We start from the raw sequence: 13,896 nt of genomic DNA on the forward strand, positions 1-13,896 counted from the left end.
CATTGAACGCGTCGGCGGCGGAGCCGCCAACCCTACGCCTTCTTCAACTGCCCGCCGATCGGCAACTTCCTGATCCGCTGCCCGGTCGCCGCGAACACCGCGTTCGTCAACGCCGGCGCGATCGCCGCCGTTCCCGGTTCGCCGATCCCGCCCGGGTCGTCGCGGCTGCTCACGATGTGCACCTCCACCGAGGGCGACTCGTTCATCCGCATCACCCGGTAGTCGCCGAAGTTCGACTGCTGCACCCTGCCCTTGTCCAGGGTGATCTCGCCCCACAGCGCCGCGCTCAGGCCGAATACGACGCCGCCCTCCATCTGCGCAGCGATGGTGTCCGGGTTCACCGCCTGCCCGCAGTCCACCGCGCACACCACGCGGTGCACCTTCACGTCGCCGTCCGGACCCACCGATACCTCGCAGACCTGGGCCATGTAGGTGCCGAAGGCGAACTGGCAGGAGATACCGCGTCCCACGCGCCGCCCCGCGATGGGCTTCAGGGGCCGTCCCCACCCGGCCTTCTGCGCCGCCAGGTTCAGCACCCCCAGGGTGCGCGGCGACTTTTCCAGCAGCGAGCGGCGATAGGCGACAGGATCCTGTTTCGCCGCGTGCGCCAGTTCGTCGATGAAGCTCTCGACCACGAAGATGTTGTGGGTTGGCCCCACGCCGCGCCAGAAGGCGGTGGGAACCGGCGGCTCATGGCGCACGTATTCCACCCGCAGGCCGGGAATCGCATACGGCAGGTCGCGCGCGCCTTCGACCGCGTCCGGGTCGATGCCGTCCTTGACCGCCGGCGGCGCGAAGCGCGCCATGATCGACGAACCCGTCACCCGGTGGAACCAGGCTTGCGGCCGGCCCTTGTCGTCCAGGCGCGCCGACAGCCGGTCCACGTAATAGGGGCGGAACATGTCGTGCTGGATGTCTTCCTCGCGGGTCCACACGAACTTGAGCGGCTTGCCGCTCCTGGCGGTTTTGGCCAGGGCCACGGCCTGGGCCACGTAGTCGACCTCGAGCCGGCGCCCGAAGCCGCCGCCGAGGTAGAAGTTATGCACCCGCACCTGCCCTTCGCCCAGGCCGGTGAGCCTGGCGGCGGCGGCCTGGGCCAGGACCGGCACCTGGGTGCCGCACCAGATATCGCAGCCGTCGTTCTTCAGGTCGACCGTGCAGTTCATGGGCTCCATGGTCGCGTGGGCCAGGAAGGGCGCCTCGTAGATGGCGTCGATCCGCCGCCCCCCTCCGCCTTGCCCGTCGAGCTTGCGCAGCGCCCCGCCTTCGTCGCGCGCCACCACGCCTTCCTTGTCCGAAACCTTCATCATGTCGGCCACGATGGAGGCCGTGCTCACATTGCCGTTCGGACCGTCGTTCCAGGTCGGCGCCGCCGCTTCCAGGCCCTTGCGCGCGGCCCACATGTGGTCGCCGACCACCGCCACCGCGTTGTCGATCCTCAGGATCTCGCGCACTCCGGGCACGGCCAGCGCCTTGTCCTCGTCGACCATGGCCAGCTTGCCGCCCACCACGGGCGAGGCGGCGACCGCCGCGACCAGCATGCCGGGCAGGCGCGCATCGATCCCGAACAGGGCCGTGCCGTCGCACTTCGAGGGCGAATCCAGGCGCTTGTGCGGCTTGCCGATCAGGGTGAACTGGGAAGCATCCTTGAGCGCCGGGTTCTTCGGCAGCTCCATCTTGGCCGCCGCGTCCACCAGCTGGCCGAAGTGGGCGCTGCGTCCCGAGGCGTCGTGGGTGACCGTGCCGGCCACCACCGCGCATTCGCCCGCGTCCACGTTCCACTGCTTGGCCGCGGCCGCGACCAGCACGCTGCGCACCATGGCGCCGGCCTCGCGCAGCGGGTGCCAGGCGGCGCGCACCGAGGTCGAGCCGCCCGTCACCTGGCCGCCCAGCAGCGGGTCGGCGTACAGCTTGTTGTTGGCGGGCGCCTGTTCCAGTTTCACCTTGGACAGGTCGGCGCCCAGCTCCTCGGCCAGCAGCATGGGCATGGCGGTGAAGGTGCCCTGTCCCATCTCGACCTTGTGCACGATCAGGGTGACGATGCCGTCGCGCCCGATGCGGATGAAGGCGTCCTGGGCCAGCCCGGCCGGCTGGGCCGAGGCACGGTCGGTGGCCTGGCCCACCGCACTCTCGGACGGCTTCTCCTGCCGGTTCTCGTCCTGGCGTTTGCAGCCGAACAGCGAAAAACCGAACAGCAGTCCCCCGCCCGAGGCGGCGCCGAGGCGCATGAAGCGCCGCCTTGCTTCGGAATCCGGCATGCCGGGCGGCTGCGCGAGCGCCGTCATCGCCTGCTTGAGTCCTTCCATGGCGCCCCCTCAGCCCGCCGCGGCGATTTTGATCGCCTTGCGGATCCGGTTATAGGTGCCGCAGCGGCAGATGTTGCCCGACATCGCATTGTCGATATCGGCGTCGCCCGGCTTCGGCGTGGTTTTCAACAGCGCGGTCGCGGCCATGATCTGGCCGGACTGGCAGTAGCCGCACTGGACCACGTCCACTTCCTGCCAGGCGGCCTGGACCTTGGCGCCGACCGGATCCTTGCCGATCGCCTCGATGGTGACGATCTTCTTGCCCGCCACGCCGGCGACCGGGGTAACGCAGGAGCGCACCGCCTGGCCGTCGACGTGCACGGTGCAGGCCCCGCACAGGGCGACCCCGCAGCCGAACTTGGTGCCGGTCAGGCCGGCCACGTCGCGCAGCGCCCACAGCAGGGGCATGTCGTCGGGAACATTCAGGGTGGTCGTGGCGCCGTTGATATTGAGCACTGGCATGGCTGGCTCCTTCCGGGGGATGGGACGACTATAGGCCAAGCCCAGGCCGCGCGGCGCACTCGTGCATGGTGCGCCGGACCGGCTTATTGGTACCGCATCTTGTACCTATCCCGCCTGCATCAAAATCAGGCATCCGGTCTTTTGGTGTATCCTATGCCCATCGTAACAACGGCTTCACGCCAACTATGCCCGAGTATCCCAGTGACGTCCGATCGGACGCCAAACCCCACCGGTCGCTGTTCGAACGGCTGACCGCACTCATCTCCCCCGAGCCAGAAAATCGCGCAGAACTGCTGGAAGTCCTGCACGAAGCCCACGAACGCAACCTGATCGACGCCGATGCGCTGTCCATGATCGAGGGCGTGTTCCAGGTGTCCGACCTGTCCGTGCGCGACATCATGGTGCCCCGTTCCCAGATGGACGTGGTCGACATCACCAAACCGATCGAGGAATGGCTGCCCACCGTGCTGGAAACGGCCCACTCGCGCTTCCCCGCCATCGAAGGCGAGCGCGACAAGGTGGTCGGCATCCTGCTGGCCAAGGACCTGCTGCGTTATTACGCTGAAGAATCATTCGACGTGCGCGACATGCTGCGCCCGGCCATCTTCATCCCCGAATCGAAGCGCCTGAACGTGCTGCTGCGCGATTTCCGCGCCAACCACAACCACATGGCCATCGTGGTCGACGAATACTCCGGCGTGGCCGGCCTGATCACCATCGAGGACGTGCTCGAGCAGATCGTCGGCGACATCGAGGACGAGTACGACTTCGACGAGGAAGAAGACAACATCCTGTCGATCAAGGAGGGCCAGCTGGGCCCGCGCTGGCGCGTCAAGGCGCTGACCGAGATCGAACAGTTCAACGAAGAAGTCGGCGCCGACCTGCCCGAGGACGACGTCGACACCATCGGCGGCCTGGTCGCCAGCCACCTCGGGCGCATGCCCCACAAGGGCGAGGTGTTCGACCTGGACAACCTGCGTTTCGAGGTGCTGCGCGCCGACGCCCGCCAGATCCACGTGCTGCTGGTCGAAAAGCTTCCGCTCCCTGCAGACGATCACGACTGATGCTGCGCCGCCGTACCAAGCCCGCGGTTGCGCCGGGGTCCACTCCACCGTCTGCCACGCGCGGCAACCGCCCTTCCGCCCTCGTCCTGGCCGTCGCCACCCTCGCCGGCCTGAGTTCCCTGCTCTCCTTCGAGCCCTACGGCTGGTGGCCGGTGCAGTTCCTGGCCCTGGCCTGGCTGTTCTACCAGGTGGGCATGGGCAGCTCGCCGCGCCGCGCCGCCCTGCTCGGCTGGGCCTTCGGCTTCGGCTGGTCGGTGGCGGGCATGCACTGGCTGTACGTGTTCATGACCCGTTTCGCCCACCTGCCGATCGCCCTGGCGACGGTGGGGGTGATCCTGCTCGGCCTCTACATGGGACTGTACGGCGCCTTCGCCACGGGCGTGGCGGCCTGGCTGCGCAAGCGCTGGTCGCTGCCGGTGAGCGCCTTCCTGCTGCTGGTGCTGCCCGTGACCTGGGGCCTGTCCGAATGGCTGCGCGGCTGGGTGTTCACCGGCTTCCCCTGGGCGGCGTCGGGCTATGCCCACGACACCGCCCCCCTGGCCGGCTATGCGCCCCTGGTCGGCGTGTACGGTATCGGCGTGCTGGTGGCGCTGTGCGCCGCCTGCATCGTGATGCTCACCCAGCGCGCGCGCTGGCCGGCCGTCGGCCTGCTGGCCGCCGTGCTGGCCGCGGGCGCCGGCCTGCGCACCGTCGCCTGGACCGAGGAAAGCGGCCAGCCGATCACGGTGCGCCTGCTGCAGGGGAACATCCCGCAAGACCGCAAGTTCGACCTGGCCTTCCTGAACAGCATCCTGGAACGCTACCGCGCCATGATCACCCAGGCGCCGGCCGACCTGATCGCCACGCCGGAAACGGCCCTGCCCGTCTTCCCGCAGCAGCTGCCCGACGGCTACCTGGACGGCCTGCAGCAGTATGCGACGGCCACCGGCAGCACCCTGGCCCTGGGCATGCCCCTGCTCGACGGCCCGCAGCAGTACGCCAACAGCGTGATCGCGCTCTCGCCCCAGCCGCAGCCCTACCGCTACGACAAGGCGCACCTGGTGCCCTTCGGCGAATTCATCCCGCCGGGCTTCCGCTGGTTCACCGACATGCTGAACCTGCCGCTGAACGACGCCACCCGCGGCAAGGCGCTGCAGGCGCCCTTCGCGGTGAAGGACCAGCTGGTGCTGCCCAACATCTGCTACGAGGACGTGTTCGGCGAGGAGATCGCCTACCAGCTGCGCAACGCGCCACGCCCGGCGACCCTGCTGCTGAACGTGTCCAACCTGTCCTGGTACGGCCAGTCGGTGGCGATCCCGCAGCATTTGCAGATCTCGCGCATGCGCACCCTCGAGTCCGGGCGCCCGATGCTGCGCTCGACCAACGACGGAGCGACGGCGATCATCGACCACCGGGGCACGATCACCCACCTGCTGCCCTTCTATGAAGGCGGCATGCTGTCGGCGACCGTACGCGGGACCAGCGGGTTCACGCCCTATGTCCGCGTCGGCAATGCGGGTTTCCTGGGGCTGGGCGCGTTCGCGCTGGCCGGGGCCTGGTTCGCCGGACGCCGGTACAGGAATAAGAACGCGGCCTAACCCGCCCACCCTACCCGGCGCCGTCGCCACGATCCCCACCCAATTCGAATTGCCGAGTTAAATCACCCCGAGAGGCGTGGAAAAATTCAGTACAATTGGTCATTTGGCAAACTTACCCCGTGCGCGGCACCCTTCCCGCGTCGCCCATCCGAGATGCTCACATTCCAACAAATCATCCTGACCCTGCAAACCTACTGGGACAAGCAGGGCTGCGCACTGCTCCAGCCCTACGACATGGAAGTCGGCGCGGGCACCTTCCACACCGGCACCTTCCTGCGCGCGATCGGCCCGGAGCCGTGGCGCGCGGCCTACGTGCAGCCTTCGCGCCGCCCCAAGGACGGCCGCTACGGCGAAAACCCGAACCGCCTGCAGCACTACTACCAGTACCAGGTGGTGCTCAAGCCCGCCCCTGAAAACATCCTGGACCTCTACCTCGGTTCGCTCGAAGCCCTGGGCCTGGACCTGAAGAAGAACGATGTGCGCTTCGTCGAGGACGACTGGGAAAGCCCGACCCTCGGCGCCTGGGGCCTGGGCTGGGAAGTCTGGCTGAACGGCATGGAAGTCACCCAGTTCACCTACTTTCAGCAAGTCGGCGGCCTGGATTGCAAGCCGGTGCTGGGCGAGATCACCTACGGCATCGAGCGCCTGGCCATGTACCTGCAGGGCGTGGAAAACGTCTACGACCTGGTCTGGACCGAGTGGGAAGAGAACGGCGTCAATAAAACGCTGTCCTACGGCGACGTGTTCCACCAGAACGAAGTCGAGCAGTCGACCTATAACTTCGAACACGCGAACACTGAGCTGCTGTTCCAGGCCTTCGCCAACCACGAAGCCGAGGCCAAGCGCCTGGTCGAATTGGCGCTGACCCTGCCGGCCTACGAGCAGATCATGAAGGCCTCGCACAGCTTCAACATGCTGGACGCCCGCGGCGCCATCTCGGTGACCGAGCGCGCCGCCTACATCGGCCGCGTGCGCACCCTGTCGCGCCTGGTCGCCCAGGCCTACTACGACTCGCGCGAGAAGCTCGGCTTCCCCATGCTGCCCGCCGCCAGGGCCGCCGCCTGAACCAGACAAGAACAGACCATGAATCAAACTCTCCTCGTCGAAATCCAGACCGAAGAACTGCCGCCGAAAGCGCTCGTCAAGCTGGGCGCCGCCTTCGCCAACGGCATCGCCAACGGCCTGAAGGCGCGCGACTTCCTCGACACCGACAGCGTCGTCACGCCCCACGCCACCCCGCGCCGCCTGGCGGTCACGATCACCCATGTCCGCGGCACCTCGCCCGACAAGCAGATCCGTGAAAAAGTCCTGCCCGTGAGCGTGGCCCTGGACAAGGACGGCAACCCGAGCGCTCCCCTTGGCAAGAAGCTGGCCGCGCTGGGCTTCCCCGACCTGAGCGTGAACGACCTCGAACGCGCCCAGGATGGCAAGGCCGAATCCTTCTTCTACACCTACACCGCCGCCGGCAGCGCACTGGCAGGCGCCCTCCAGGACGTGCTGCTCGATACCGTCGCCAAGCTGCCGATCCCGAAGGTCATGAGTTACCAGCGCCCAAGCGGCGACACCGTGCACTTCGTGCGCCCGGTGCACCTGCTGCTGGCCCTGCACGGCGAACAGGTGCTGCCCTTGTCGCTGCTCGGCCTCGAGGCCGGCCGCCACACCATGGGCCACCGCTTCCTGTCGCACGGCGGCCAGATCGCCATCCCGCATGCCGACCACTACGCGAGCGTGCTGGAAAACGAAGGCAAGGTGCTGTCCAGTGCCGAAGCGCGCAAGGAAAGCATCCGCAAACAGCTGCTGGAAAAAGCCGGCGCCGACCAGGTCCTGATGCCCGAGTCGCTCCTCGACGAAGTCGCCGCGCTGGTCGAATGGCCGGTCGTGTACGAGTGCCGCTTCGAGGAGGAATTCCTGGCCGTGCCGCAGGAATGCCTGATCCTGACCATGCAGACCAACCAGAAATACTTCGCGCTGACCGACGCCAACGGCAAGCTGCGCTCGCGCTTCCTGATCGTCTCGAACCTGGAGACAAGCGACCCGAGCGCCATCGTCGGCGGCAACGAGCGCGTGGTGCGCCCGCGCCTGTCGGACGCCAAGTTCTTCTTCGAGCAAGACAAGAAGAAGACCCTGGAGTCGCGCCTGCCGCAGCTCGCCAGCGTGGTCTACCACAACAAGCTGGGCACCCAGGCCGAACGTACCGAACGCGTCACCATCCTGGCCAGCAGCATCGCCCGCCGCCTCGGCTACGACGTGCCGCTGGCCGAACGCGGCGCGCGCCTGGCCAAGGCCGACCTGCTGACCGACATGGTGGGCGAGTTCCCCGAGCTGCAGGGCATCATGGGCACCTATTACGCGCGCCACGACGGCGAGCACGAGGAAGTGGCCCTGGCCGCCTCCGAGCACTACCAGCCGCGCTTCGCGGGCGACGCCCTGCCCTCGACCAACACCGGCCTCACCGCCGCGCTGGCCGACAAGCTGGAAACCCTGGTCGGCATCTGGGCCATCGGCCTGCAGCCGACCGGCGAGAAGGACCCGTTCGCGCTGCGCCGCCATGCCCTGGGCGTGATGCGCATGCTGGTCGAGAAGCGCCTGCCGCTGTCGATCTCGGCCCTGCTGGCCGATGCCGTGGCGGTGTTCGAGGGCCAGGCAGCCAAGGTAAGCGAAATGCGGGATCCGCGCGCCGAAGTGACGGTGTTCATGCTGGACCGCCTGCGCAGCATGCTGCGCGAGCGCGGCTTCTCGCCGAACGAAGTGGAAGCCGTGCTGGCCCAGAACCCGGACCGCGTCGACGACGTGGTGCAGCGTCTGGAAGCGGTGCAGGCCTTCGCCGCCCTGCCGCAGGCCGAATCGCTGGCCGCCGCCAACAAGCGCATCACCAACATCCTCAAGAAGACCGACGGCGATTTCAAGCAGGTGCAGGAGTCCTTGCTGCAGGAACAGGCCGAGAAGAACCTGGCGGCCGCGATCGGGCGTGTGCGCCCAAGTGTGGACGCGGCCTTTGCGGGCGGCGACTTCACCGGCACCCTGAAGACCCTGGCCCAGCTGCGCGACGACGTGGACGCTTTCTTCAACGACGTGATGGTCATGGCCGAGGACCCGGCCCTGCGCAACAACCGCCTGGCGCTGCTGTCGCAGCTGCACGGCATGATGAACCGCGTGGCCGACATCTCGAAGCTCGCGGCGTAAGTTTGTAAAGGCAGTCCCATGAAACTCATCATCCTCGACCGGGACGGGGTCATCAACCACGATTCGCCCGACTTCATCAAGTCGCCGGCGGAGTGGATGCCGATCCCCGGTTCGCTGGAAGCGATCGCCCGCCTGAACCAGGCGGGCTACCGGGTCGTGATCGCCTCGAACCAGTCCGGCATCGCGCGCGAGCTGTTCGACATCACGACCCTGAACGCGATCCACCAGAAGCTGCATGCCAGCGCCCAGCTGGTGGGCGCCGACATCGACGCCATCTTCTTCTGCCCGCACGCGGCGATCGACAACTGCGACTGCCGCAAGCCCAAGGCCGGCATGTTCGAGGAGATCGCCAAGCGCTACAAGCTGAGCCTGAAAGGCGTGCCGACGGTCGGCGACTCGCTGCGCGACCTGCAGGCCGGCTTCCTCATGGGCTGCCTGCCCTACCTGGTCCTGACCGGCAAGGGCGAGAAGACCAACGCCACCGGCGGCCTGCCTCCGGGCACCCAGGTCTTCCCCGACCTGGCCGCCATGGTCGACGCCCTGCTCAAGTCGAATCCTTAAAAACCATAACAAGAAACCGTCCGGAGACCCTTTGCGACACTTCACCCTGTTCCTGCGTTCCCTGCTGTTTACGATCGTGATGGTGGTGGCCACCGTCGTCTGGGCCTGCGTCTGCTTCCTGGCCGCGCCCCTGCCCTACAACAAGCGTTTCTGGATCACCTCGCGCTGGAACGTCTTCATCGTCTGGGCCGCGCGCGTCATCTGCGGCATCCGCTACCAGTTCAAGGGCTACGAGAACCTGCCGGACAGCCCGGCGATCATCCTCTCGAAGCACCAGTCGGCCTGGGAGACCATCGCCCTGCTGCCGAACCTCACCCGTCCGCTGGTCTTCGTCTTCAAGAAGGAAATCCTGTACATCCCCTTCTTCGGCTGGGGCATGGCGCTGCTGCGCATGATCCCGATCGACCGCAAGCAGGGCAAGAACGCCTTCGCCCATGTGGTCAAGCATGGACGCCGCCGCCTGGCGGACGGCCAATGGATTATCATGTTCCCGGAAGGGACGCGCATCCCGGTGGGACAAAGGGGCAAGTACAAGAGCGGGGGCACGCGCCTGGCTGTGGAAACCCAAAGCGTGGTCGTACCGATCGCGCACAATTCCGGCGAATGCTGGCCCAAGAACTCCTTCATCAAGCGCCCCGGCCTGATCACGGTCTCGATCGGCAAGCCGATATCGCCGGAAAACCACACTCCAGACAGCCTGATGCAAGAGGTCGAAAATTGGATAGAATCAGAAATGCGCGTCATTTCGCCCCACGTCTACAAAGGTGGCTAAGCGACATCAGCGCCCAGATCAGGAATTCGAAACCGCAGCACACCATGACCTCTTCCAAGATCGACGGGCACCAGCTGGAACTGTTTGCACAGGACTTCTTCGCGGCGCTCAAGCCTTCCGACAGGCCGGCGCCGCCCAGTCAACCGCTGTTCAAGGCGCCGCCCGCGCCGCCCCGCGCCACACTTCCCTCGCCGCCCCTCGGCCCCTCTGATCCTCCCCTGAAGCGCATCGTGCTGGGCCACCATACGGTGGACTATGCCTTGCGCCGCTCGTCGCGCCGTTCGATCGGCTTCATGATCGACGACGACGGCCTGCGCGTGACCGCGCCGCGGCGGGTGACCCAGGCCGATATCGACAACGCGATCCGCGCCAAGCAGCGCTGGATCCTCGCCAAGCTGCTGGAACGCGGCGAGCGGCGCGAACAGCGCCAGCAGCGCCCGCCGGTCGAATGGAAGGACGGCGCGCGCCTGCCCTTTCTAGGAAGCGAGATCACCCTGCGCCTGGAGGAAGCGGCGCGCAGCCATTGCCAATACGACGCCGTGAACCGGGAGCTGTGGATCGGCGTGGTGCCGGGGCTGTCGGAATGGCAGCTCAAGGAGAGGGTCAAGCTGTGGTTCCAGGCCGAGGCCAAGCGCCTGTTCAAGGAGCGGCTGGATCACTATGCGCCGCTATTGGGCGTGAACTACAGCGCCTTTACCCTGTCCTCGGCGGGTTCGCGCTGGGGTTCGTGCACGGTGCAGGGTGCGATCCGCCTGAACTGGCGGCTGATTCATTATCCGCTGGCGCTGGTCGACTACGTCGTGGCGCACGAGCTGGCGCACCTGCGCGAAATGAACCACAGCCCGGCGTTCTGGGCGGCGGTGGGGGAGATCTATCCGGATTACGACGGGGCGCGGCTGGCGCTGCGGAAGCAGTCGCATGAGATGCCGGTGTTGTTTGCGGAGTGAGGTGGTAGTTCAACGTCAACTTGGGTCCCCGCCTGCGCGCGGTTTTCGAGCTAGTGACAAAGAACATTTCCGCTGGCCCGCTCCCTTAGCACGTCATTCCCGCGAAGGCGGGAACCCCAGTTTGCGTGATCAGCCGGGCAATCCAGTGTTCACCGCACACTCAGCTCATGCCGCGCCGCCGCCAGCTGGCGCATCACCGCCTCCTGCGCCTCCGACAGGCACCTGAACGGAATCGGCAAGGTTCCCCGCTTGAGCACCATCATGAAGCCGCGCGAATAGGTGCGCACCGCGCTCACGTCGTCCCAGTCGATCAGGGTCACGCCCCCGCTGGTGCGCACGATGCCGTGTTCATCGATGGTGAATTCGTAGGTGCGCCGTCCGCGCCCCATCATGAGGAAATTGACGGCTGCGCCCAGGGTGCTTTTCAGGCGCAGGAACAGGCTGGCCGGCCAGCGGATGCGGCGGCGGCGGATCAGGTAGCCGCCGTGCTGCCACATGAAGCTGGTGTACTCGCCCAGCGTGTAGCGCACGAAGAAGTGCAGTTCGCCCAGAGGAAATGCCCCTGCCACCAGAGGCGGTACCGAGAATTTGTCCGGCCCAGCAGTTACGGTCGTTTCCTTCTCGTCGGCCTGTTGTTGCTGAACCTCATCGTGCAACAACGCGGCGACGGGTTTGCCGCTGCTGACCGGTCTCGGGTGATTAAACGACAACATGGCGCATCCCCTTTTTGTTTTACCGAGCCCAGTTCGGAATGGTAACAAAACCTATCCGATAATCTGTCGCAAGAGTTCAACAGTGCGCAGGGTCGCTCCCCGGTGCCGTCCGGCGAAGGCCAGGGCGGCCTGGCCCATCGCGGCCCGCGCCGGGTCGTCGCGCAGCAGGCGCGCCGCTTCCGCCACCAGGGCCGCGGCGCCGGGGACGCGCAGGGCGCCGCCGCCCGCCACCGCGTCCTCGGTGGCGTCGGCGAAATTGAAGGTGTGCTCGCCCACCAGCACCGGCTTGCCCAGCGCACAGGCTTCGATCAGGTTCTGCCCGCCCAGCGGCAGCAGGCTGCCGCCGATATAGGCGCAGTCGCAGGCCGCGTAATAGGCGAACATCTCGCCCATCGAGTCGCCCAGCAGGACGTCGGCCGCGCCGGCGGCCTGCTCCAGCTGGCTGCGGCGCACCAGGGTCAAGCCCTGGGCTTGCACCAGCCTGGCCACCTCGTCGAAGCGCTGCGGATGGCGCGGCACGATCACCAGCAGCGCGTCCTCCGGCTTGCCCGCATGGCGGGTCCAGGCGTCCAGGATCAGGCTTTCCTCGCCTTCGCGCGTGCTGGCGCACAGGAATACCGGCCGCCGGCCGATCCGCTCGCGCAGCCAGGCGCCCTTCTCCAGCGCCGCGGCGGGCGGCAGCACGTCGAACTTGATGCTGCCCGTGACCGCCACCTTCGGGGCGCCGAGCGAGCGGATGCGCTGCGCGTCGAGCTCGGTCTGGGCCGCCACCAGGGTGATGGCGCGCGCGGCCTCCAGCATCAAGGGCCCCATCTTGCGGCCGCGGCGCAGCGAGCGTTCCGACAGGCGGGCGTTCGCCAGCACCACCGGCACCCCGGCCGCGGCGCAGCCATGGATCAGGTTCGGCCACACCTCGGTTTCCATCAGGATGCAGGCGCGCGGACGGTGGCGGCGCAGGAAGCGTCCCACCATGAAGCCGGTGTCGTAGGGCAGGTAGGATTGCACCACGCGCTCGCCGTGGTGGCCGAACAGCGTGCGGCCGGTGGCGCGTCCGGTCGGGGTCATGTGGGTCAGCAGGATGCGGCAATCCGGATATGCGGCCAGCAGGGCCTCGACCAGGGGTTCGGCGGCGCGGGTCTCGCCGACCGACACCGCGTGCACCATGATCGTCATCCGTTCGCTGGCGATGGGACCGATGGGGCCGGCGACGCCGAGGCGTTCGCCCCAGTGTTCGCGGTAGCCCGGCTCCTTGCGGCCGCGCCACCACAGGCGTCCCAGCACGGCCGGCAGCGCCAGCCACCACAGCGCCGAGTACAGCGGCCGTCTCATGGACGGCGTTCCAGCAGGCGGCGCGCGGCCGCGATCACTTCATCGCTGGAAGGCGGCGCGCCCAGGTCGCCCAGGTTCACGATGCGCCCGGACCAGTTGCCTTCGGTCTTCCACTTCGGCGAATCGCAGTAGATCTCCACCGTCGGCCGCACGAAGGCGGCGGCGATGTGGGTCAGGCCGGTATCGACGCCGACCGCCAGGGCCGCGTGCTGGGCCAGTGCCACCGCGTCCATCATCGACAGCTTCGGCAGGACGCGCGCGTTCGGGATGTGGGCGGCGAGCGCCTGGGCGTCCTCGTGCTCCTGGGCCGATCCCCAGGGCAGCAGCACGGGCATCGGCGCCAGCGCGTGGCCCAGGGCGATCCAGTTGGCGTCGGACCACTTCTTGGCGGCGCGCGCGGTGCCGTGGAAGAACACGGCGTAGTCTTCCGCCGGCAGAAAGGCCGGGCGCAGCTCCGCCTGCGGCGCCGGCAGGCCGAAGTCCGGCGCGCTGTCGACCGCATAGCCGAGCGCCGCGCCGGCCACCATGCGGCCGCGCGCCACCGCATGGGTGCGCGGGTCGAGCGGGATGCTGTCGGTGTGGAAGATGCGCGAGACGCCTTCGTAGCCCGAGCCTTCGCTGCCGTTGGCCAGGCCCACCTTCTTGCCGCCCTTGCGTACCCGCGCCGCGCCCATGATCACGCCGGTCTTGAGCAGGCCCTGGGTGTCGAACACGTAGTCGTATTCCTCTTCGCGCAGGTCGCGGAAGAAGGCCTTGATCTCGGCCCGCGTCGCGGCCTTGCCCAGGCTCTTGCGCCAGCGGCGCAGCGCCCAGGGGAAGATCTTGCGCACGTGCGGGTTGAGGCGCACCAGGCTGACGTAGCCTTCCTCCACCACCCAGTCGATGGTGGCGCCGGGATGGCGGCGCAGGATGTCGGCCACCATCGGCAGGTTGTGCAGCACGTCGCCCAGGGACGACACGCGCACCAGCAGGATCTTCAAGC

Annotated in this window: 12 protein-coding genes; 7 read left to right on the plus strand and 5 right to left on the minus strand. The window is 67.5% G+C overall.

Translation table 11 applies throughout. The features are described 5' to 3' along the window. Window positions 1–32 precede the first annotated feature (32 nt). Window positions 33–2,258, minus strand: coding sequence for a molybdopterin cofactor-binding domain-containing protein (locus tag V7778_RS06085; protein ID WP_442920704.1), 2,226 nt, complete (start codon window positions 2,256–2,258; stop codon window positions 33–35). 57 nt (window positions 2,259–2,315) lie between these two features. Continuing rightward, window positions 2,316–2,768, minus strand: a complete 453-nt coding sequence (locus tag V7778_RS06090; protein WP_335552796.1) for a (2Fe-2S)-binding protein — start codon at window positions 2,766–2,768, stop codon at window positions 2,316–2,318. A 185-nt stretch (window positions 2,769–2,953) separates the two neighbouring features. Between V7778_RS06090 and V7778_RS06095 the strand changes: the two genes are divergently transcribed. The 7 genes from V7778_RS06095 to V7778_RS06125 all read left to right on the plus strand — a co-directional run bounded on the left by V7778_RS06095 (window position 2,954) and on the right by V7778_RS06125 (window position 10,872). Beyond that, a complete protein-coding gene (locus V7778_RS06095) occupies window positions 2,954–3,832 on the plus strand; it encodes an HlyC/CorC family transporter (protein ID WP_335552798.1) in 879 nt (292 codons plus the stop codon). Then, a complete protein-coding gene (gene lnt, locus V7778_RS06100) occupies window positions 3,832–5,409 on the plus strand; it encodes an apolipoprotein N-acyltransferase (RefSeq protein ID WP_335552799.1) in 1,578 nt (525 codons plus the stop codon). The genes V7778_RS06095 and lnt overlap by 1 nt, the downstream gene beginning before the upstream one ends. A gap of 153 nt (window positions 5,410–5,562) precedes the next feature. Then, window positions 5,563–6,474, plus strand: coding sequence for a glycine--tRNA ligase subunit alpha (gene glyQ, locus V7778_RS06105; RefSeq protein WP_335552801.1), 912 nt, complete (start codon window positions 5,563–5,565; stop codon window positions 6,472–6,474). 18 nt (window positions 6,475–6,492) lie between these two features. Then, window positions 6,493–8,592: a glycine--tRNA ligase subunit beta gene (gene glyS, locus V7778_RS06110; protein ID WP_335552803.1), complete on the plus strand. Its 2,100-nt coding sequence runs from the start codon at window positions 6,493–6,495 to the stop codon at window positions 8,590–8,592. A gap of 18 nt (window positions 8,593–8,610) precedes the next feature. Then, window positions 8,611–9,153, plus strand: coding sequence for a D-glycero-beta-D-manno-heptose 1,7-bisphosphate 7-phosphatase (gene gmhB / locus V7778_RS06115; RefSeq protein WP_335552805.1), 543 nt, complete (start codon window positions 8,611–8,613; stop codon window positions 9,151–9,153). A gap of 31 nt (window positions 9,154–9,184) precedes the next feature. Beyond that, entirely contained in the window at window positions 9,185–9,925 is a 741-nt protein-coding gene (locus tag V7778_RS06120) for a lysophospholipid acyltransferase family protein (RefSeq protein WP_335552808.1), read from the plus strand. 44 nt (window positions 9,926–9,969) lie between these two features. Beyond that, window positions 9,970–10,872, plus strand: coding sequence for a M48 family metallopeptidase (locus tag V7778_RS06125; protein ID WP_335552810.1), 903 nt, complete (start codon window positions 9,970–9,972; stop codon window positions 10,870–10,872). Between the two features lie 149 nt (window positions 10,873–11,021). On the opposite strand, the gene V7778_RS06130 is transcribed toward V7778_RS06125, so the two are convergent. The 3 genes from V7778_RS06130 to waaC form a co-directional block, all read right to left on the minus strand. Further along, a complete protein-coding gene (locus tag V7778_RS06130) occupies window positions 11,022–11,441 on the minus strand; it encodes a YcxB family protein (protein ID WP_335552813.1) in 420 nt (139 codons plus the stop codon). A 195-nt stretch (window positions 11,442–11,636) separates the two neighbouring features. Then, complete coding sequence (waaA, locus tag V7778_RS06135; RefSeq protein ID WP_335552815.1) at window positions 11,637–12,914, minus strand: lipid IV(A) 3-deoxy-D-manno-octulosonic acid transferase; 1,278 nt, start codon at window positions 12,912–12,914, stop codon at window positions 11,637–11,639. Next, window positions 12,911–13,894 carry a lipopolysaccharide heptosyltransferase I gene (gene waaC, locus V7778_RS06140; RefSeq protein ID WP_335552817.1) on the minus strand — a complete coding sequence of 328 codons (984 nt, stop codon included), beginning with the start codon at window positions 13,892–13,894 and terminating at the stop codon, window positions 12,911–12,913. The genes waaA and waaC overlap by 4 nt, the downstream gene beginning before the upstream one ends. Window positions 13,895–13,896 lie beyond the last annotated feature (2 nt).

The sequence above is a fragment of the Massilia sp. DD77 genome (assembly GCF_036961685.1).
GTDB lineage: Bacteria > Pseudomonadota > Gammaproteobacteria > Burkholderiales > Burkholderiaceae_D > Telluria.

Excerpts from the sequence above, each read along its gene's own strand:
- V7778_RS06095 (WP_335552798.1), top strand. The coding sequence starts at position 2,954 with ATGCCCGAGTATCCCAGTGACGTCCGATCGGACGCCAAACCCCACCGG.
- glyS (WP_335552803.1), top strand. The coding sequence starts at position 6,493 with ATGAATCAAACTCTCCTCGTCGAAATCCAGACCGAAGAACTGCCGCCG.
- V7778_RS06090 (WP_335552796.1), bottom strand. The coding sequence starts at position 2,768 with ATGCCAGTGCTCAATATCAACGGCGCCACGACCACCCTGAATGTTCCC.
- gmhB (WP_335552805.1), top strand. The coding sequence starts at position 8,611 with ATGAAACTCATCATCCTCGACCGGGACGGGGTCATCAACCACGATTCG.
- lnt (WP_335552799.1), top strand. The coding sequence starts at position 3,832 with ATGCTGCGCCGCCGTACCAAGCCCGCGGTTGCGCCGGGGTCCACTCCA.
- V7778_RS06085 (WP_442920704.1), bottom strand. The coding sequence starts at position 2,258 with ATGCCGGATTCCGAAGCAAGGCGGCGCTTCATGCGCCTCGGCGCCGCC.
- glyQ (WP_335552801.1), top strand. The coding sequence starts at position 5,563 with ATGCTCACATTCCAACAAATCATCCTGACCCTGCAAACCTACTGGGAC.
- V7778_RS06125 (WP_335552810.1), top strand. The coding sequence starts at position 9,970 with ATGACCTCTTCCAAGATCGACGGGCACCAGCTGGAACTGTTTGCACAG.
- waaA (WP_335552815.1), bottom strand. The coding sequence starts at position 12,914 with ATGAGACGGCCGCTGTACTCGGCGCTGTGGTGGCTGGCGCTGCCGGCC.